The organism is Corallococcus terminator, from assembly GCF_049194865.1.
Taxonomy (GTDB): domain Bacteria; phylum Myxococcota; class Myxococcia; order Myxococcales; family Myxococcaceae; genus Myxococcus; species Myxococcus terminator_A.
The window spans coordinates 69,120-89,021 of record NZ_JBLZWL010000097.1 but is presented as its reverse complement, the minus strand read 5'-3'; the positions used below and the strand labels follow the sequence as shown (position 1 = coordinate 89,021).

Genomic DNA, 19,902 nt, shown 5'->3' with positions numbered 1-19,902 from the left:
GCGTGAAGTGGAAGGGCCAGAAGGACGAGGAGAACCGCATACAGCCTGGGTGTCATGGACGTGCCTTGGCGCTGCGAGGGGAGGCAAATCCTGGCGTTGGTTGGCGTGGCGAGCCAATTCGTGGGTGGTAATGAATGGCGTTGAGTCTGGAGTGCGTCTGACCCTGGGGCGGTCTGGCTGACGCCGTACCCCCGTCGCGCGGGCTGCGGGTTGCCTGCTCGACAGCCCCACTCCCAGGGGAGACGCCCTCCCCGGGAACAAAGTCGTTCCAGGTATTGTCGATATGTACGAACGTACACATGCAGGACTTCTCCTTCGATGTCGCTCTTGCACGAACTCTCGAAAAGCCAGGAGCCCCCCTTGGCGACCCGCCGGAATGATCCCGACCGACGCGACCGCATCATCGACGCCGCGCTCGCCGTCATCGCGGAGGGCGGGGTGGCGGGAACGTCACACCGCCGCGTCGCGGACCGTGCCGGGGTGCCACTCGGGTCGATGACCTACCACTTCACCAGCATGGATGAGCTCCTGCGCGAGGCCTTCACCCGCTTCGCCGAGCGCGTCAGCGAGCGCTTCGCCGCGCGACTCTCGGTGGCGGCCCATCGTGACGAGCTCGCCTCGGCCATCGTCGACCTGGTGCACACGGACCTCGTGGAGGGGCCCGATGACCTGGTGCTCACGCTCGAGCTCTACACCCTTGCTGCCCGGAAGCCCGCCTTCCGGCAGATCACCCACGACTGGATGCGCCGCAGCCGCGACGTGCTCGAACAGCATGTCGACGCGGAGACCGCCCACAAGCTCGATGCCTTGATTGAAGGGCTGTTCATCCACGTCAGCCTCGACGCGACACCGCATGGCCGCGACGTCACTCGCGACGCCGTGCTCCGATTCCTCTCTTCCTAGAGCCGCCTCATCATGACCATCCCCCTCTCGCCCCCGGTGCCCCGTGAGCACCGAGCGGCCCGCACCGCCGTGGCGGTGCTGTTCCTCACCAACGGCGCCATCCTCGCCAACCTGTTGCCTCGTTATCCGCAGATCAAATCCGACCTCGGGCTCAGCAATGCCCAGTACGGACTCGCGGTCGCGTCATTTCCTTTCGGCGCCCTGATGGCGGGACTTGCCGCCGGAGCGCTCATCCGTCGCTTCCGCTCGTCCCGGGTCGCCGTGGCCGGAACCGTGCTCACGGGGCTGGGAATGCTGTTCGCCAGCATCGCACCCTCGTGGGCGGCGCTCGCCGGGACGCTCTTCCTCGCGGGCAGCATGGATGCCATTACCGACGTGGCCCAGAACTCCCACGGTCTTCGCGTCCAACGTCTCTACGGTCGCTCCATCCTCAATTCGTTTCACGCCATCTGGAGCATCGGCGCGGTGCTCGGGGGACTCATGGGAGGACTCGCCGCGGGCCTCAACGTGCCACGAGGCATCCACCTGGGCGCCTCGGCGCTCATCTTCTCCGCCGTGTCGCTGACCGCCTTGCGCTTCCTGCTCCCCGGCCCCGAGCCCTCCGCCTCCAACGACTCATCCGAGGCCACGGTTCATGCAGCGGCCGAGCCGGCACGGCGTGGGTCGTCGGTGCGGCTCCGACTGGGGCTCGCGGTCGCCGCGCTGGTCATGATTGCGCTGAGCGGGGCGCTCGTCGAAGACGCGGGGATGACCTGGGCGGCTGTCTATCTTTCCGGCACGCTCGGCGCGGGCGTCACGGTGGCTTCGTTGGGATACGTGGCGCTCGTGGGCGCGCAGTTCATCGGGCGGCTGCGCGGTGACCGGCTCGTGGACAGGTTCGGGCAGCGAGCGGTTGCTCGGGCGGGCGGTGCGTTCGCGGCGGTGGGCATGGGCGCGGCGCTGCTGTTCCCCTCGGTGCCCGCCACCATCGCGGGGTTCGCGCTCGCGGGCTTCGGCGTCTCGACGCTGGTCCCCGCCGCCATGCACGGCGCTGACGAGCTGCCCGGCTTGCGCCCGGGCACGGGTCTGACCCTCGTGAGCTGGTTGATGCGCCTGGGCTTCCTCCTGTCGCCCCCCGTGGTCGGGCTCGTCGCCGACGCGGTGGGACTGCGAGTGGGGCTGCTCGTGGTGCCCATCGCGGGGGTGCTCGTGCTGGCCCTGGCCGGAGTGCTGTCGGCCGCCCGCGTGTCGGACAGACGCGCCAGCTGAGGCGTCACGAGCGGTGTCACTCGGGGTGCGGCGACACCCTGAGGGCCTCGATGACCAGTGTGTTGGGCTGGGTTCGTATACAGTCCGGACCGTATTCCGGAGGTGTCGTGAGCCAGCAGGGTGGGATGAGGGGGGCCGTTGCGCTCCTGGGGTTGTTCATGGGGGTGGCCTGTAGCTCGCCCAAGGCCGAGGTCCCCGTGCTGGCGTCCCAGGAGGCTCGGGTCCTGACGACCTCGCCCTCCTTCATCCGGACTGGCTTCACGCAGACGGTCCTCGCGGACGGGCGGGTCCTCCTCGTCGGTGGCACCACCGCCGCTCCGGGCGCCCCCAGTGATTTCCGCGCCTGTGAGCTGTACACCCCAGGTGCCTCCACTCCCTGGAGCGCCACCGGAAACCTGGTGAAGGCTCGCCACGAGCATGCCGCCACGCGCCTCTCGGATGGCCGAGTCCTGGTCTCCGGCGGCATTACCCCTCGCGGGGATGGCAGGAACGCCGAGCTCTATGATCCGACGACGGGCACCTGGTCGGAAACGGGCCCGCTCCAGGTCGCCCGGGCCCGCCACACGCAGACGCTCCTGCCCAACGGCAAGGTGCTGGTGGTGGGCGGGGACAATCCCGCCTCCGCCCAGGGGCTCGCGTCCGCGGAGCTCTTCGACCCGGCCACCGGAACGTGGGCCCTGACCGCCGCTCCCACGCACACCTATTCAGGCCACACGGCCACGTTGCTCAAGCAGGGGGACGTGCTGGTGCTCGGCAACCGTCTCCAGCACGAGCGGTACAACCCCACCGCCAACACCTGGTCCGCCGTGGCGAACAGCGGCAACGTGCTGGCCTCGGGCCACTCCGCGACCCTGCTGACGAAGACCGACTCTGGACTGGTCCTGGTGGTGGGGCCGCGCTGGATCAACGACGTGCCGGAGCAGAGGGCCTCTTTCTATGACCCGGTGACGAACACCTGGGCCTTCGGTGCCGTGTCGGTCGTGCGCACGGGCCACGCCGCCGTCGAGTTGAGCAATGGCTCCGTGCTCGTCGTGGGCGGAATCCATCCGACGACGGGCACTCCCGTGACCTCCGCGGAGCGGTACAACATCGGCGCGACTGGGTGGACGGTGATGCCAGCGCTTGCACTGGCGCGCCGGGACTTCAAGCTGTCGCTGATCGCTTCATCCCCCGACAAGGTGCTCATCAACGGCGGCTGGAATCGGGACTCGGGCGGGGTCTTGAGCCGTCAACCCAGTGAGCTGTACTCGACGGGGTGTGTGCCTGCGACGACCTGCTCCGCGATAGGAGGGCAGTGCGGCACTCCCCCGGACGGCTGCGGTGGATCGCTCAGTTGCGGCGCCTGTGCCGCTGGGTCTGTCTGCAACTCCCAGTTCATGTGCGAGTCCACCTGTCAGCCCAGCCCGTCCAACTGTATTGGCCTCTGCGGCTGCGTCCCCAACGGCTGCGGTGTGGTCATGAACTGTGGCACTTGTGCCGATGCGGGCCCTGCGTGTCCCGCGGGGCAGCAGCGCTGCTGTGACGGCAGTTGTGGGACGAAGAACGAGTGCCTCATTCTGGCGTGCGCCTCGTCTTCCGAGCCTGTGCACAATCCCCAGAACCCCTGCGACGAACAGTCCATGTGACGGGCTGAGCACAGGGCCTCTCGTCGAGGCCCTGGATCCAAGGGCGGGCACGCAAGTACAACCGGGGGAGGCGGGCACCTCGCTCGCCGCCCTGGGACCCATGCTCGCCAACCTCCATAACGCCGACATCCCCCAACCCGTGCTCGACGTCATCGCCCGGCTGCGCGAGCTGGGCCATGCCGTGTACCTGGTGGGCGGCTGCGTCCGGGACATGGTGCGCAAGGTCCACCCGAAGGACTTCGACGTCGCCACCAGCGCGCTCCCCGAGGAGGTCCAGCGCGCCTTCCGCAAGGTCATCCCCACCGGCATCCAGCACGGCACCGTCACTGTCGTGCAGGGCGGCACCCACGTCGAGGTGACGACGTTCCGCTCGGAGGGGGACTACCTCGACGGACGCCGGCCCAGCTCCGTCGCCTTCGAGCGCGACATCGTCAAGGACCTGTCCCGCCGCGACTTCACCATCAACGCGATGGCCTACAACCCGTTGGACCGCGACCTCGTGGACCCCTTCGGCGGCCAGACGGACCTCCAGGCCCAGCTCATCCGCTGCGTGGGCTCGGCCCTGGAGCGCTTCTCCGAGGACGGCCTGCGCCCCATGCGCGCGGTCCGCTTCGCCGCCGTGCTCGGCTTCACCCTGGACCCGGACACCCGTGACGCCATTCCCGCCACGCTCGGGGTGTTCCGAAAGGTCGCCCTGGAGCGCGTGCGCGAGGAGCTGACGAAGCTGTTGCTCTCTCCGCGCGCGGAAGGAGGCCTCGTGCTGCTCGCGGACACGGGGCTGATGGACGTGTTCCTCCCCGAAGTGGCCCGCGCTTCTCCCGAGGCCGCCCGGCTCGCGCGTGCCGCCGTTCAGGCCGCGCCGACGGAAATCGAACCGCGCATGGCCACGCTGCTCGCGGACCTCGTCGACCGCGCCCAGGCCCGTGAAATCGGCCTGCGGCTCAAGTTCCCCAACAAGGTCGCGGACCTCGTCGCGCTGCTCGTGGAGACCGCGAAGCTGGAGGAGCGCGTCTCGGACGCGGACCCCGCGCTGCGCCGGCTCCTGGCCCGGGTGGGGCCGCCCCAGCTCCCCCAGCTCGTTTCCGTAGCGCGGGCGCGCGTCCAGGTCCGTGCTCCGGAGCGCCTGGCCGACGTGGAGCGCCTGTGCGCGCGGCTGGAGGCCCTCGCCGCCGCGAAGCCGCCCCTGGTGCCCAAGGACCTGGCGCTCACGGGGGGCGACATCATGGCCACCCTCGCCGTCGGCCCGTCGCCCATCGTCGGGGAGGCGACACGCTTCCTGATGGACTCGGTGCTCGACGAGCCGGCCCTGAACACCGCCGAGGGGCTCAAGCAGCGGCTCCTGGCCTGGCGGTCGGCGCGCTCGGGGGCCTGAGCCCGGCCGGTGGGCGGCCCTCCCACCGGGCTCCAGGGTCGGGTTTGGGGGGCACCCCGCGTCCTCCCGCGTGCGCCCGGAAGCCGGGGCGTGTAGGAAGGGGCACCATGCGAGTCGTCGTTGCGATGAGCGGCGGGGTGGATTCCTCGGCCGCTGCCGCCTTGCTCAAGGAGCAGGGCCACGAGGTTATCGGCATCACCCTGCGCGTCTGGTCCTACGAGGGCAAGGCGAAGTGCGGGAGCTGCTGCAGTCCCGACGACATCGATGACGCGCGCGCCGTCGCCCAGACGCTCGGGATTCCGTTCTACGTCGCCAACGCGGAGGAGATCTTCCAGGACCGCGTCGTCAATCCCTTCGTCCAGTCCTACCTCGGCGGGCGCACGCCCATCCCCTGCGTGGCCTGCAACCGCGACGTGAAGTTCAACTTCCTGCTCAAGCGCGCCCGGGCGCTCGGAGCGCGACTGGCCACTGGCCACTACGCGCGCGTGGAAGAGACGGACGGCCGCTTCGTCCTGCGCCGCGCCGTCGACGCCGCGAAGGACCAGAGCTACTTCCTCTTCACGCTCGGCCAGGACGAGCTGCGCGACATCGTCTTCCCCGTGGGGGACATGACCAAGGCGGAGGTCCGCGCCGTCGCCGAGCGCCACGGCCTGGTCACCAGCCACAAGCCGGAGAGCATGGAGATCTGCTTCGTGCCGGACGGCGACTACGCGGGCTTCGTGGAGAAGGTCGCCGGCCCTCAGCCCTCGGGCGAGGTCGTCGACACGGAGGGGCACGTGCTCGGCACCCACCAGGGCATCCACCGCTACACGGTGGGGCAGCGCAAGGGGCTCAACCTGGGCGGCGGAGAGGTGCGCTACGTCCAGCGGCTGGAGCCGGAGACCCACCGCGTGGTGGTGGGCAGCGCCGAGCAGACGGGGCGGGATCGCTTCGGCCTGCTCCAGCCCCACTGGGTGGACGCGCCGCCGTCGCCGGAGACGCCCGTGGAGGTCCGTATCCGGCACCGCCACGCGGGGGCCTCGGGGCGTGTGGAGATCTCCCCCCACGGCCTCGTTTCGGTGAAGCTGGATGCCCCCGCGCGCGCCGTCACCCCAGGACAGGCCGCCGTGGTCTACGCTCGGGATCAGGTGCTGGGCGGTGGTTGGATCGTCTGAGCTCGAGTCGGCTTGAGGAAGGAAGCAGGACATGGCGCGGCGCCTCATGGGATGTCTGCTCGTGGTCGCGACGGCCAGCCTGCTCCCTGCCTGCAAGGAGCGCTCGGACAAGCCCATCGCCGGGCTGCTCGCGGCCGGAGCCCCGGTGATCCACACGCGGGGCAAGGAGCAGCGCACCGTCGCCGTCGGCGCCCAGCTCACCGGTGACATGTTGCTCACCGCCACCGGCCCCGCCGTGCTCGAGTACTTCGGTGGCGGCCTGAGGTTCCTGGAGAAGGGTGACACGCTGGAGGTCGGCGACGCGGACGAGGCGAGGCTCCACGGCTCCAACCTCCCGTCCCACCGCTGGGTGGAGGGCGCGGTGCAGGAGGCGCCCCGCGCGCTGCGCATCGTCGCCGCCCGGTACACCAACGTGCAGGTGACGCCCAAGAGCGCGCACGAGGACGCGTACTCGTCCAGCCAGTACTTCGTCGCCTTCTTCACCCCCAACGGCCTTCAGAAGATGGGCTCGGACGTCGAGCACGAGGGGCCGCACACGCCGCTTCCCGCGCCGCCGTTCCGCCCCAAGGTCCCGTTCATCCACGCGGGCGACCTGGGGGAGGGGGGGCTGGTGGCGGTGGTGGATGACGGCATCGCCGTGGCGGAGACGGATGACCTGGCCACCGCGGTGCTCCTGGAGGGCCGCGAGGTGCCCCTGGGGCGCACCGTCCGCCTGCTGGTGCCGGATGGGGCGGAGGTCATCCTGAAGGGCAAGGACGGCTCCGAGGTGGAGGTCGAGGGCCCCGTGGACCTGCGCCTGCGCTGAGGCGTGGGGCTGGCTGGATTGTCCTCGCGGGTGCGCCTTCTGTAGAGTCCACCGTCCCCTCGGCGGAGGTGTGCCATGACGAGGAGTGAGCTCATCGAGCGCATCGCGGCGCGTGCACCCCACGTCCCGCGACGAGAGTTGGAGGCCATCGTGCATGCGGTCTTCGACTGCATGTCGGAGGCACTCGTGGCTGGAAAGCGCATCGAGCTGCGAGGCTTTGGTGTCTTCTCCCTGCGCACGCGGCGTGCCCGGACGGGGCGCAACCCGAAGACGGGGCAGAGCGTCTCCGTACCGGAGCGCCGCACGCTCAGCTTCGCCGCCGGCAAGGAGCTGCGCGCTCGGCTCAATGCCCCCGCACCCCGGCAGGAGCCCGTGGGGCCCGTGCTGCCCGCGGTGGCGATCGCCTCCGCGACACCGCCGGTGACGTCCGTGGCGCGGTGACGGCGCGGCCTTGGAGCCGCCTTCCGTGAATTTGACCGGGTGGGGGGTGGGGCGTACCTTCCCCTCGACGCCGACGCTACAGGCCGCAACACGGACTCGTGTGGCCCGCTCTGTCCGCGCGCGAGGATCCCTGAGTCATGCGAGACGCCCACCGGATGAAGGAGAAGTTCGACGTCTCTCTCGACAACCGGCAGATCGTAAGCCTGTTGATCGCCGGCATCGTCGTGCTTGGCGCCGTCTTCGTCCTGGGCGTCGTCGTGGGGAAGAAGCTCGCGGGTGACGTGCAGACGGCCAGCGCTCCCGACCTGCTCTCCGCGCTGGATGCCAATGCCCAGGCGCTCCAGGCCGTGCAGCAGAAGGACTCCGCGCTCACCTTCCAGGACGAGCTGACGCGCAAGGCCAGCGCGGAGCCCGTCGCCGCCGCCCCGAAGCCCGCTCCGGCGAAGCCCGCCGCCGCTCCCGCCGAGAAGCCCGCGCCCAAGCCCCCCGAGCCCGTCAAGACGGCCGCGATGGCCCCGACGCCGGACCCGGACACCGGCGAGCTGCCCCCGGAGGAGCCCTCCGAGGAGCCCCAGGCCGTGGCTGTCGCGGAGACGCCCAAGCCCACCCCCGCGCCCGTCGCGGAGAAGCCCGCCGCTCCCGCCGAGAAGCCCGCGCCCGTCGCCGCCAAGCCCGCACAGGTGTCCGGGAAGGTGGAGACGGCGGCCGTGCCGACCCGGACGACGCAGAAGGAGGGGAGTGGGATGAAGGAAGCCCTGGCCCGCGCCGCGCAACTGCCGGACCCGGCGGTCAAGGGTGGGGCCTTCACGCTCCAGCTGTCGGCCTTCCAGGACAAGCAGGAGGCGGACAGGTTCATGGCCCGGTTGCGTGATAGGGGTTATGCCCCGTATATCGTCACGGCGGAGGTGGCCGGTAAGGGCACCTGGTACCGCGTGCGCATGGGCACCTTCGCCTCGAAGGACGCTGCGACGCGGTATCTGTCAGACTTCAAGCGTGAGACCCAGCTCGACGCGTTCGTGGCCGGCACGAACTGAGAGCGGGCGAGGAAGACGGGAAGCACCATGACGACGACAAGGCGAGTGGAGAAGCCCTGGGGCCACGAGCTCATCTGGGCCCACACCGAGCGCTACGTGGGCAAGCTGCTGCACGTGAAGCAGGGCCACAAGCTCAGCCTGCAGTACCACAACCAGAAGGACGAGACGATCCACGTCCAGAGCGGCAAGCTGCTCTTCATCGTCGACGAGGGACAGGGGCTCATCGAGAAGGAGATGAACCCGGGGGAGAGCTACCACATCAAGCCCCTCACCAAGCACCGCATGGTGGCCCTCACCGACTGCGACATCCTCGAGGTCAGCACGCCCGAGCTGGATGACGTCGTGCGGTTGGAGGACTCCTACGGCCGCACCGGCACCAGCAAGGCGTAGTCGCTGCGCCGTGAAGGCGCGGCTCGCTCCTCAGTCGCGGGCCGCGTTGTTGGGATTGCGGGTCCACTTGTCGACGGTGCCATCACCGTCCAGGTCCTCGCCGATGCGGTCCACCTGGCCGCCCTCCCAGTACTCCCAGTAGTCCACGCGCCCGTCCGCGTTGGTGTCGCGCTCCTTGCGAACCAGGACGCCGCGCTCGTAGAAGGTGACGCTGTCGGTGCGGCCATCGCCGTCGAAGTCCCGCTCGCGGCGCGTGTTGGCCCCCTTCTCGTAGAAGTAGGTGGCGTCCACCTTGCCGTCGTAGTCCAGGTCCATCACCTCGCGCATCAGCGCGCCGACGTCGTCGAAGTAGCGCGTCAGGTCCACGCGGCCGTCCCAGTTCAGGTCCAGCTCCTGGCGCACCTTGCGGAAGCGCTCCTCGCCACTCGCGCCCGCGTCCGCCACCGTGTAGGTCCACACGTCCGGCTTTCCGTCGCCGTTCACGTCCAACTGCGTGACGTGTTCGTCGCGCGAGCGCTCCGGCCGGATGGACTCGGATGCGGTGGGTGAGGACCTACCCGGGGCGCTGTCGCCGCGCTCCGCTGACTTGTCCCTGGCGCAGCCGGTGAGCAGGCCGGATGTCATCAACCCGAGGAAAATCCAGCGCTTGCAACGGCTCATTCGGTGCTCCCGGGACGCAGGGGCCTCTGCGCCGAGTCGTGTGCACGAGATGCTTTCGCGCGCCACGTCATTCCATATATTTTCACATATCGCCATGGCCCGAAAGAAGATCAGCACCACCATCTACATCACCCCGGAGCAGAACGAGCTCCTCAAGGCGCTGAACCAGAAGACGAAGGTGCCCGTGGCCGAGTACATCCGCCAGGGCATCGACCTGGTCCTGGAGAAGTACAAAGCGCAGCTGCCGGGGCAGGCGACCTTCGACGAGATTTGAGAGAGAGACGAGGCGCGACGTGAAGAGCATGCAGGGCAAGCGAGTGGTGGTACTGGGCGGCGCGGGCTTCGTGGGCTCGCACCTGTGCGAGCGCCTTCTGGATGACGGCGCGGCGGCCGTGACGGCCGTGGACAACCTCATCACCGGCAACGAGGAGAACATCCGCACGCTGCAAGGGCGGCCGGGCTTCGGGTACGTGAAGGCGGACATCGTCGACGGCATCCCCGTGAAGGAGCCGTTCGACTACATGTTCAACATGGCGTCGCCCGCGTCGCCCATCGACTACGCGAACCTCCCGCTGGAGACGCTGCGCGTGGGCTCCATCGGCACGGAGAACGGGCTGAAGCTGGCGGAGGCGAACAAGGCCGTCTTCCTGATGGCGTCCACCTCCGAGGTGTACGGCGATCCGCTGGTGCACCCGCAGCGCGAGGACTACTGGGGCAACGTCAATCCCATTGGCCCGCGTTCGGTGTACGACGAGGCCAAGCGCTACGCGGAGGCGGTGACGGCGGCCTACGGCCGAAAGGGCGTGCAGGTCCGCATCGTTCGCATCTTCAACACCTACGGCCCGCGCATGCGGCTCAACGACGGGCGCGTGGTTCCAGCCTTCGTCGGCCAGGCGCTCAAGGGCGAGGACTTCACCGTCTTCGGCGATGGCAGCCAGACGCGCTCGTTCTGTTACGTGAAGGACCTGGTGGACGGCCTCATCCGGCTCGCGCTGTCGGACGAGCCCAACCCGGTCAACATCGGCAACCCCCGGGAGATGACCATCCGTCAGTTCGCGGAAGCCGTGCGCACGGCGGCGGGCGGTGGCGGGAGCATCATCGAGAAGCCCCTGCCCAAGGATGATCCCAAGCAGCGTCAACCAGACATCACCCGCGCCCGCACGTTGCTCGGCTGGGAGCCCAAGGTGCCGCTGGAAGAGGGTTTGCGGGAGACCATCGCGTGGTTCCGCGAGGTTGCCGTGCGGCGGTCCCCGGCATAGGTTGCCGCCGCGAGAGATCCTGGAATCAAAGACAAGTTTGGCCACGGCCGGGTGGCGGGGAGACGGAAGCGTGAAAGTCCTGGTGACGGGTGGAGCGGGCTTCATCGGCTCGCACGTGTGCGACGAGTTCCTGAAGGCCGGACATGAGGTCATCGCGTTGGATGACCTGTCGGGTGGCAAGAAGGAGAACCTGGACCCGCGGGTCCGGCTGGCCGTGCATGACATCCGCAGCCGCGAGGCCGCGGAGCTCATCAAGTCGGAGAAGCCCCAGGTGCTTTGTCACCTGGCGGCGCAGATGGACGTGCGGCGCAGCGTGGATGATCCGGGCTTCGACGCGGACGTGAACATCCGCGGCATGCTCAACGTGCTGGAGGCTTCGCGGGTCTCCGGCGTGAAGAAGGTCATCTTCAGCTCCACCGGCGGCGCCATCTACGGCGAGCAGGACGTGTTCCCCGCGACCGAGTCCCACGCGACGCGCCCGGTGTCCCCGTACGGCGTCTCCAAGGCCGCCGGAGAGCTGTACCTGGGCTACTACCGGGCCCAGTACGGCCTGCAGTACGTCGCCCTGCGCTACGCCAACGTGTACGGCCCGCGACAGAACCCGCACGGCGAAGCGGGCGTGGTGGCCATCTTCTGCCAGCGCCTGCTCTCCGGGCAGGGCGCCACCATCTTCGGCGAGGGCAAGCAGACCCGCGACTTCGTCTTCGGTCCCGACGTGGCCCGGGCGAACCGGCTGGCCTTCGAGAAGGACTACGTGGGCGCCATCAACATCGGCACCGGCGTGGAGACGGACATCAACCGCCTCTATGCGCTGCTGGCCGAGGCCGCGGGTTCGACGGCCGCCGTGGCCCACGCGCCCGGCAAGCCCGGCGAGCAGCTTCGTTCGTGCATCGACAACTCACTCGCGAAGAAGGTGCTCGGCTGGGAGCCGTCCGCCGACCTGCGCGAGGGGGCTCGCCGCACCGTCGCCTACTTCCGCGAGAAGACCGAGCCGGGCCGAGTCCACGGCTGAGGCTGGCTGGCGAGCCTGGGGGCAGGGGAGTCCGGGAGGAGACTGCCTCCCGGGCGGGACCTCGTGCCCCTTCGTCCCGAGGTGGCCGGGCGTCCGCTCAAGGGCGCCTGATGATTGGGGAACAATCGGGCGCCCCTGACGGGTTGCTCGTCGAGTGGGCGTTCGCGCGTAGATTTTCGCGCGGTTCGATGTTAGTCACGCCCGCTTCTTCCGACGAGCGCCCCGAACATGCCGGCTGAAAACGCGCACATCCGCAACTTCTGCATCATCGCCCATATCGACCATGGAAAGTCGACGCTGGCTGATCGCCTCCTCGACAAGACGGGGACGCTGAGCAAGCGCGAGGCGCAGGCCCAGTTCCTCGACAACATGGACATCGAGCGCGAACGGGGCATCACCATCAAGGCCCAGTCCGTGCGGATGAACTACACCGCGAAGGACGGCAAGCAGTACGTCCTCAACCTCATCGACACGCCGGGACACGTCGACTTCGCGTACGAGGTCAGCCGCAGCCTGGCCGCGTGCGAGGGCGCGCTCCTGGTGGTGGACGCGTCGCAGGGCGTGGAAGCGCAGACGCTGTCCAACGTCTACATGGCGTTGGATCACGACCTGGAGATCATCCCGGTCATCAACAAGATCGACCTGCCCAGCGCGGACGTCGACCGCACCCGCGCGGAGATCGAAGACGTCATCGGCATCGACGCCTCCGTGGCCGTGCCCGCCTCCGCGAAGGAAGGCATCGGCATCCACGAGATTCTCGAGGCGGTGGTCGCGCGTGTGCCGCCGCCGACGGGCTCGCCGGATGCGCCGCTCAAGGCCCTCATCTTCGACTCCTGGTACGACAACTACCGGGGTGTGGTGACGCTGGTGCGTGTGCTGGAAGGCACGCTCAAGCTCAAGCAGAAGATCAAGCTGTTCAGCAACAACAAGGTCTTCGAGGTCCAGGAGCTGGGTGTCTTCACCCCGTTCTCCCGCCCCGTGACGCAGTTGATGGCCGGCGAAGTGGGCGTGCTGGTCGCCAACATCAAGGAACTGCTGGACGCGAAGGTCGGCGACACCGTCACGGAGGAGGCCCGTCCGACGCTGGAGCCGTTCCCGGGCTTCCAGGAAGTGAAGCCGATGGTGTTCTCCGGCATCTTCCCGATCGAATCCGACCAGTACGAGAACCTGCGTGACGCGCTCGCGAAGCTGAAGCTCAACGACTCCGCCTTCACGTACGAGCCCGAGTCGTCCACGGCGCTCGGCTTCGGCTTCCGCTGCGGCTACCTGGGCCTGTTGCACATGGAGATCGTCCAGGAGCGCCTGGAGCGCGAGTACAACCTGAACCTCATCACCACCGCGCCCAGCGTGGTGTATCAAATCACGAGCGGCAAGGGCGACGTCCAGCTGGTGGACAACCCCGCCAAGCTGCCGCCGGTGCAGAACATCGCGAAGTTCGAGGAGCCCATCCTCACCTGCCACATCCACGTCCCCAACGACCACCTGGGCGCCATCCTGAAGCTGTGCCAGGACCGCCGCGGTGTGCAGAAGGACATGAAGTACCTGGGCAGCAGCGGGCAGCGCGTGCAGGTGACGTACGAGATGCCGATGGCCGAGGTGGTCTTCGACTTCTTCGACAAGCTCAAGAGCGTGTCGCGCGGCTACGCCAGCCTGGACTACGAGCTGACCGGCTACCAGGAGGCGGATCTGGCGCGCCTGGACATCCTCATCAACGGGGAGCCGGTGGACGCGCTGAGCGTCATCGTGCACCGCGAGCGCGCCTACCTGCGCGGTCGCGAGGTCTGCGCGAAGCTGAAGGAAGTCATCCCGAAGCAGATGTACGAAGTGGCCATCCAGGCGGCGATCGGCGCGAAGATCATCTCCCGTGAGACCATCTCCGCCATGCGCAAGAACGTGCTCGCCAAGTGCTACGGTGGTGACATCAGCCGCAAGCGCAAGCTCCTCGAGAAGCAGAAGGAGGGCAAGAAGCGCATGAAGCAGGTGGGTACGGTGGAGATTCCGCAGGAGGCCTTCCTCGCGGTCCTCAAGTCGGAGCAGTAGCCATGAACGCTGCCAGTCCTTCCGCCAACCCTCCCGCGAAGCTGGCGACCGCGATGGCGGCCCGGCGCACCCCTGAGCAGGTGAGCGCTCGCCGCAAGTTGCTGTGGCGGGAGATGCTCACCAGCCTGTGGGCCCCGCTGTGCATCGTCGCGCTGGTGCTGTTCCCGTACACGGTGCTCATCGAGTTCGTGCCCACGGCGGCCGCCTGGGCCCAGCCCGCGATGAAGGGGCTGGGGCTGCTGATGGTGGCGTACTTCGTGGCGCTGCTGGTGTGGCGCAACGTGTCGCCCCGCGAGAAGCAGCTCCGCCGGCTGCGGCACGAGGCGCATGAGCTCATCGCCGAGAACGAGCGCATCCTCCAGAAGCCGCAGGTGCGCGAGAAGGTCTCCCCGCTGGCGGCCGAGCAGATCGCCGACCAGGCCCTGAAGGTGGAGTCGGCCTCGGCCGAAGGGGACATGGAGCGGCTGCCCCTCGAGGTGAAGGCGCTCGACGCGCTCACCGCCCAGCACCTGGGCGCGTTCCGCAAGGAGTCGCCCATGGACTTCGTGGGCGGCTTCGTGAAGATGCTGCTGGTCGCCCTGGTGTTCCGGACGTTCATCGTGGAGCCGTACCGGATTCCCTCCGGCTCCATGTTGCCCACGCTCCAGATTGGCGATCAGGTCTTCATCAACAAGTTCATCTACGGCGTGCGCGTCCCGTTCGCGAACGTGGTGCCGTTCGTCATCGTCCGGCCTCCGGGGCGCGGTGACGTCGTGGTCTTCAACAATCCCGTGAACGAGGCCACCGACTACATCAAGCGCGTGGTGGGCGTGCCGGGTGACACGGTGGAGATGTTCGACGGCGTGGTCCACATCAACGGCCAGCCGCAGACTCGCGAGAGCATCAACCCCGAGTACATCGTCAACAACATCACCGAAACCGGGCAGTGGTTCGACCAGCAGGAAGCGCTGTTCCGGGAGGACCTGGGCGGCGTGACGCACAGCGTGCTCCAGACGCCCACGCGGATGCCTCGGCACGAGGGCCCCTACGTGGTGCCCGAGGGCCACGTCTTCGTCATGGGCGACAACCGCGACAACAGCTCCGACAGCCGTCACGGCCTGGGCATCACCGGCTACAACAAGACGGAGTTCGTGCCCTACGGCCACATCAAGGGCAAGGCGATGGTGGTGTGGCTGTCGCTGGGCTACCACGGCCTGCTGCACGGCCTGTTCGGCGGCACCGGCCTGCGGTTGGACCGGTTCTTCGAACCCGTTCGCTAGGAAGTTCCTGGAAATCGCTTCCTGGGTGGTTCGTACAGGGGGCGGCCCTCCATGAACTCCTTGCCTGCCCCTGCGTCCACTGAGTCGTTGTCCTCGATGATGGCGGCTCGGCGCACCCCCGCGCAGGTGCGTGCCTGGCGCCGGCTGCTCTGGCGGGAGCGACTCACCAGCCTGTGGGCTCCGGTGTGCATCGCCGCCCTGCTGATGTTCCCCTACACGGTGCTCATCGAGTTCGTGCCGTCCGCGGCGAGCTGGGCGCAGCCGGTGATGAAGGGACTGGGCCTGCTGCTGGTGGCGTGCTGGGTCGCGCTGCTCGTCTGGCGCGGCGTGTCGTCGAAGTGGCGTGACTCGCGGCTTGGCGCGTCGGAGTTGCTCGAGCAAAACGAGCGGGTCCTCTCCAGGTCGCCGGTGCGCGAGAAGCTGGCGCCAGGAGTTCCCGCGCTCCTCGCCGAGCAGGCCCTGAAGGTGGAGGCCGCGTCGGTGCGAGGGGAACTGGAGGCGCTGCGGGCCGAGGTGGGGGCGCTGGACGTCCTCACGGAGAAGCACCTGGGCCCGTTCCGCAAGGAGTCACCCCTGGACTTCGTGGGCGGCTTCGCGAAGCTGCTGCTCGTCGCCGCCGTGTTCCGGACGTGTTTCGTGGAGCCGTACCGGATTCCCTCCGGCTCCATGCTGCCCACGCTGGAGATTGGCGATCAGGTCTTCATCAACAAGTTCATCTACGGCGTGCGCATCCCGTTCGCCAATGTGGTGCCGTTCGTCATCATCCGGCCTCCGGGGCGCGGCGACGTCATCGTCTTCAACAACCCGGTCGACGAGTCCTCTGACTTCACCAAGCGCGTGGTGGGTGTGCCCGGTGACACGGTGGAGATGTTCGACGGCGTGGTCCACATCAACGGCCAGCCGCAGCCGCGCGAGCGCATCAACCCCGAGTACATCGTCCACAACCTCACCGACGGCGGGGAGTGGTTCGACCAGCAGGAGTCGCTGTACCGGGAAGACCTGGGCGGCGTGACACACAGCGTGCTCCAGACGCCCACGCGGATGCCTCGGCACGAGGGCCCCTACGTGGTGCCCGAGGGGCACGTCTTCGTCCTGGGTGACAACCGCGACAACAGCGCGGACAGCCGTCACGGCCTGGGCATCACCGGCTACAACAAGACGGAGTTCGTGCCCTACGGCCACATCAAGGGCAAGTCGATGGTCATCTGGGCGTCGCTGGGCTACCGCGGCCTGCTGCACGGCCTGTTCGGTGGCACCGGCCTGCGGTTGGACCGGTTCTTCGAGCCCGTGCGCTGACCCACACACGGCGGGCAGGCGGCCCGTCACGCCTCGGACGGTGCTTGACGCGCCGCACGGCCCGGGGTACGCGGCGGCCCCGGCCATGAGACACCTCCTTGGAATCGAAGGCTGGCGCCGGGACGAGCTCGAAGCGGTGCTCGACAGGGCGCGCGCGCACCTGCCTGGTGGTCCAGACGTCACCCACACCCTGCGCGGCAAGGTGGTCGCCAACCTCTTCTTCGAGGACTCCACCCGCACTCGCACCTCGTTCCACATGGCCGCCCGAGGCCTGGGCGCCGGCGTCCTCAACTGGAGCCCCTCCGGCTCGTCGACGTCGAAGGGCGAGACGCTGCTGGACACCGCTCGCAACATCGAGGCGACGGGGCCGGTGGCCATCGTCATGCGCCACCGCTCGTCCGGTGCGCCCCACCTGGTGGCCAAACACGTCCGCTGCGCCGTCATCAATGCCGGGGACGGCACCCACGAGCACCCCTCCCAGGCCCTCCTGGACGCCTTCACCCTCCGCCAGCACTGGGGCAGCCTGGACGGCCGCACGGTGCTCATCGTCGGTGACATCCTCCACAGCCGCGTGGCCCGCTCCAACCTCTGGTGCCTGAAGTCGCTGGGCGCGCGGGTGGTCTTCTGTGGTCCTCCCACGCTGGTGCCCCCGGGCCTGGAGTCGCTGGGCGCCGAGGTGACGCACAACCTGGACGCGGCGCTGCCGCACGCGGACGCGGTGATGTGTCTGCGCCTGCAGATAGAGCGCATGGGCGAGGCGTTCCTGCCCTCGACGAAGGAGTACTCGCGGCTGTTCGGCCTCACCCCCGCTCGCGAGGAGCGGATGAAGGCGGGCGCGCTGGTGATGCACCCGGGCCCCATCAACCGAGGCCTGGAGCTTGCGCCCTCGGTGGCGGACGGGCCGCGCAGCGTCATCCTGGAGCAGGTTTCCAACGGCGTCGCCGTGCGGCGGGCCATCCTCGAGGTGTGCGCGTCATGAGCTCCACGGTGCTTTTCCGGAGAGGGCGCGTCATCGACCCGCGCAACGGAGTCGATGGGGTCCGCGACGTCCTGGTGCGCGACGGCAAGGTGGCGGAGGTCTCCGACGCGCCGCTCCCCGTGCCCCAAGGCGCGGAGGTGGTCGAGGCCGAAGGGCGCTGGGTCCTGCCGGGCTTCATCGACCTGCACGTCCACCTGCGCGAGCCGGGCGAGGAGGGGAAGGAGACCGTCCTCACGGGCTGCCGCGCCGCCGTGGCGGGAGGCTTCACCGCCGTCGTCGCCATGCCCAACACCAAGGTCGTCAACGACAGCGGGCTCGTCACGGAGCTGGTGCTGTCGCGCGCTCGCGCCGCCGGCCTGTGCCACGTGTACCCCGCGGGCGCGATTACGAAGGGCCTCAAGGGCGAGGAGCTGGCGGAGACGGGCGAGCTGGTGTCCTCCGGCTGCGTCGCCATCACCGACGACGGCCGCCCGGTGATGAACGCGGCGCTGATGCGGCGCGCGCTCCAGTACGCCACGCTCTTCGGCGTGCCCGTCATGGTCCACGAGGAGGACCTGACGCTGTCCGCCGGGGGCGCCATGCACGAGGGCACCACCTCCACGCGCCTGGGCCTGCGCGGCATCCCCGCCTCGGCGGAGGTGGCCATGGTGGCGCGAGACCTGGTGCTGCTCGAGGAGACGAAGGGCCGGCTGCACATCGCCCACGTGTCGTGTGAGGGCAGCGTGCGCCTCATCCGCGAGGCGAAGCGCCGGGGCCTGCTCGTCACGGCCGAGGCCACGCCCCACCACGTCATCCTGGATGACCGGGCGGTGGGGGACTACGACACCCACGCGAAGATGGCGCCGCCCCTGCGCGCGGACCGGGACGTGGAGGCGCTGCGCGAGGCGCTGGTGGATGGCACGGTGGACGCCATCGCCACGGACCACGCGCCCCACGGCGTGCTGGACAAGCAGGTGGAGTTCGACAAGGGCATCAACGGCATCATCGGGCTGGAGACGGCCCTGGGGCTGACGCTGGAGCTGGTGCACTCGGGGCTCTTGGGCGCGAAGCGGGCGGTGGAGCTGCTGACGCACGGGCCGGCGAAGGCGTTCGGCCTGCCGGGCGGTCACCTGGCGCCCGGGGCTCCGGCGGACATCACCGTGGTGGACCCCTTGGAGGAGTGGACGGTGGATGCCCACCGGTTCTATTCCCGCAGCCGGAATACGCCTTTCCATGGCCGGAAGCAGAAGGGCCGCGTGGTGCAGACCTGGGTTTCTGGCCGGAAGGTGTTCTCCGACGGCCAGGTGAAGGAGTCACGGTAATGACGAAGCGGGCAGTGCTCGCCCTGGCGGATGGCACCACCTTCGAGGGCCGTGCCTTTGGCTCGGTCGGCGAGACGGTGGGTGAGGTGGTCTTCAACACGTCCATGTACGGCTACCAGGAGATCCTCACGGACCCCTCGTACGTCGGGCAGATCCTCACCATGACGTACCCGGAGATGGGCAACGTCGGCGTGACGCCGGAGGACGAAGAGGCCGGCAAGCCGCACGCGGTGGGCATGGTGGTGCGCGCCCTCGCGAGCCAGCCGTCCAACTGGCGCTCGCGTGAGTCGCTGGATGGGTACCTCAAGCGTCACAACGTCGCCGGCATCGAAGGCCTGGACACCCGCCGCCTGGTGCGCCACCTGCGCACCCACGGCGCGCAGATGGGCGTCATCTCCAGCGAGGGCCTGTCTCCGGCCGCGCTGTCGGAGCGCGCTCGCACCGCCCACGGCATGGAGGGCCTGGACCTGGCCAGCGGCGTGTCGGTGAAGACGCCGTACACCTTCACCGCGCCCTCGCCGGACGTCTTCACCGGCATTGGCGAGGCCCACCCCCAGGGTGAGCCGCGCTTCGACGTGGTCGCCTACGACTACGGCCTCAAGAAGTCGATGCTCCACTTCCTGGTCGACGTGGGCTGCCGCGTGACGGTCGTCCCAGCCAACACCACGGCGGACGAGGTCCTCGCCCGCAAGCCCCACGGCGTCTTCCTGGCCAACGGCCCCGGAGACCCGGCGGCGGTGAAGGGCGCGGACCGCACCGTGGCGGCGCTCCTGGGCAAGGTGCCGGTGTTCGGCATCTGCCTGGGGCATCAAATCATGGCCCTGGCGCTGGGCGGCCGGACGTACAAGATGAAGTTCGGCCACCGCGGAGGCAACCAGCCCGTGAAGGACCTGACGACGGGCAAGGTGGAGATCACCGCGCAGAACCACGGCTTCGCCGTGGACGACGCCAGCCTCAAGGGCAAGGCCGTCGTCACGCACATCAACCTCAACGACGGCACGGTGGAGGGCCTGGCCGTCCCCGACGCTCGGGCCTTCAGCGTGCAGTACCACCCCGAGGCCTCTCCCGGCCCGCATGACGCACGCTATCTCTTCGGCCGCTTCGCGAAGCTGATGGCGGGGTAG

The 19,902-nt window shown here is 68.9% G+C and carries 19 protein-coding genes; 18 read left to right on the top strand and 1 reads right to left on the bottom strand.

All coding sequences use genetic code 11. The features are described from left to right. Positions 1–360 precede the first annotated feature (360 nt). The 9 genes from ACN469_RS29990 to ACN469_RS29950 all read left to right on the top strand — a co-directional run bounded on the left by ACN469_RS29990 (position 361) and on the right by ACN469_RS29950 (position 8,972). Positions 361–903 carry a TetR/AcrR family transcriptional regulator gene (locus ACN469_RS29990; protein ID WP_498773343.1) on the top strand — a complete coding sequence of 181 codons (543 nt, stop codon included), beginning with the start codon at positions 361–363 and terminating at the stop codon, positions 901–903. A gap of 12 nt (positions 904–915) precedes the next feature. Further along, positions 916–2,151 carry an MFS transporter gene (locus ACN469_RS29985; RefSeq protein WP_498773341.1) on the top strand — a complete coding sequence of 412 codons (1,236 nt, stop codon included), beginning with the start codon at positions 916–918 and terminating at the stop codon, positions 2,149–2,151. A 125-nt stretch (positions 2,152–2,276) separates the two neighbouring features. Continuing rightward, positions 2,277–3,776 (top strand): Kelch repeat-containing protein, encoded by a 1,500-nt coding sequence (locus ACN469_RS29980; RefSeq protein WP_498773339.1) that lies wholly within the window; start codon positions 2,277–2,279, stop codon positions 3,774–3,776. 100 nt (positions 3,777–3,876) lie between these two features. Beyond that, complete coding sequence (locus ACN469_RS29975; RefSeq protein WP_498773337.1) at positions 3,877–5,148, top strand: CCA tRNA nucleotidyltransferase; 1,272 nt, start codon at positions 3,877–3,879, stop codon at positions 5,146–5,148. A 107-nt stretch (positions 5,149–5,255) separates the two neighbouring features. Beyond that, positions 5,256–6,302 carry a tRNA 2-thiouridine(34) synthase MnmA gene (gene mnmA / locus ACN469_RS29970; RefSeq protein ID WP_498773335.1) on the top strand — a complete coding sequence of 349 codons (1,047 nt, stop codon included), beginning with the start codon at positions 5,256–5,258 and terminating at the stop codon, positions 6,300–6,302. 31 nt (positions 6,303–6,333) lie between these two features. Next, positions 6,334–7,107, top strand: a complete 774-nt coding sequence (locus tag ACN469_RS29965; protein ID WP_498773333.1) for a hypothetical protein — start codon at positions 6,334–6,336, stop codon at positions 7,105–7,107. 75 nt (positions 7,108–7,182) lie between these two features. Beyond that, complete coding sequence (locus ACN469_RS29960; protein ID WP_498773331.1) at positions 7,183–7,548, top strand: integration host factor subunit beta; 366 nt, start codon at positions 7,183–7,185, stop codon at positions 7,546–7,548. A gap of 137 nt (positions 7,549–7,685) precedes the next feature. Then, positions 7,686–8,582, top strand: coding sequence for an SPOR domain-containing protein (locus ACN469_RS29955; RefSeq protein ID WP_498773329.1), 897 nt, complete (start codon positions 7,686–7,688; stop codon positions 8,580–8,582). 27 nt (positions 8,583–8,609) lie between these two features. Continuing rightward, positions 8,610–8,972, top strand: coding sequence for a cupin domain-containing protein (locus ACN469_RS29950; RefSeq protein ID WP_253996665.1), 363 nt, complete (start codon positions 8,610–8,612; stop codon positions 8,970–8,972). Between the two features lie 30 nt (positions 8,973–9,002). Here ACN469_RS29950 and ACN469_RS29945 read toward each other — a convergent pair whose 3' ends face one another. Next, entirely contained in the window at positions 9,003–9,632 is a 630-nt protein-coding gene (locus ACN469_RS29945; protein ID WP_498773326.1) for a hypothetical protein, read from the bottom strand. A 94-nt stretch (positions 9,633–9,726) separates the two neighbouring features. Here ACN469_RS29945 and ACN469_RS29940 point away from each other — a divergent pair, with 94 nt between their 5' ends. From ACN469_RS29940 to carA, 9 genes are all read left to right on the top strand, one after another. Beyond that, entirely contained in the window at positions 9,727–9,906 is a 180-nt protein-coding gene (locus ACN469_RS29940; RefSeq protein WP_044281109.1) for a ribbon-helix-helix domain-containing protein, read from the top strand. A gap of 28 nt (positions 9,907–9,934) precedes the next feature. Then, on the top strand, positions 9,935–10,891 hold the full coding sequence (locus ACN469_RS29935; protein WP_498773357.1) for a UDP-glucuronic acid decarboxylase family protein: 957 nt from the start codon (positions 9,935–9,937) through the stop codon (positions 10,889–10,891). A gap of 70 nt (positions 10,892–10,961) precedes the next feature. Beyond that, positions 10,962–11,903, top strand: a complete 942-nt coding sequence (locus ACN469_RS29930; protein WP_498773324.1) for an NAD-dependent epimerase/dehydratase family protein — start codon at positions 10,962–10,964, stop codon at positions 11,901–11,903. Between the two features lie 228 nt (positions 11,904–12,131). Next, positions 12,132–13,943: a translation elongation factor 4 gene (lepA, locus tag ACN469_RS29925; RefSeq protein ID WP_163866965.1), complete on the top strand. Its 1,812-nt coding sequence runs from the start codon at positions 12,132–12,134 to the stop codon at positions 13,941–13,943. Between the two features lie 2 nt (positions 13,944–13,945). Further along, positions 13,946–15,202, top strand: a complete 1,257-nt coding sequence (gene lepB, locus ACN469_RS29920; protein ID WP_498773321.1) for a signal peptidase I — start codon at positions 13,946–13,948, stop codon at positions 15,200–15,202. Positions 15,203–15,253: 51 nt separating this feature from the next. Then, positions 15,254–16,498, top strand: coding sequence for a signal peptidase I (gene lepB, locus ACN469_RS29915; protein ID WP_498773319.1), 1,245 nt, complete (start codon positions 15,254–15,256; stop codon positions 16,496–16,498). An 85-nt stretch (positions 16,499–16,583) separates the two neighbouring features. Then, a complete protein-coding gene (locus ACN469_RS29910) occupies positions 16,584–17,477 on the top strand; it encodes an aspartate carbamoyltransferase catalytic subunit (protein WP_498773317.1) in 894 nt (297 codons plus the stop codon). Further along, positions 17,474–18,778: a dihydroorotase gene (locus ACN469_RS29905; protein ID WP_498773315.1), complete on the top strand. Its 1,305-nt coding sequence runs from the start codon at positions 17,474–17,476 to the stop codon at positions 18,776–18,778. The genes ACN469_RS29910 and ACN469_RS29905 overlap by 4 nt, the downstream gene beginning before the upstream one ends. Continuing rightward, a complete protein-coding gene (gene carA, locus ACN469_RS29900) occupies positions 18,778–19,902 on the top strand; it encodes a glutamine-hydrolyzing carbamoyl-phosphate synthase small subunit (RefSeq protein WP_498773313.1) in 1,125 nt (374 codons plus the stop codon). The genes ACN469_RS29905 and carA overlap by 1 nt, the downstream gene beginning before the upstream one ends.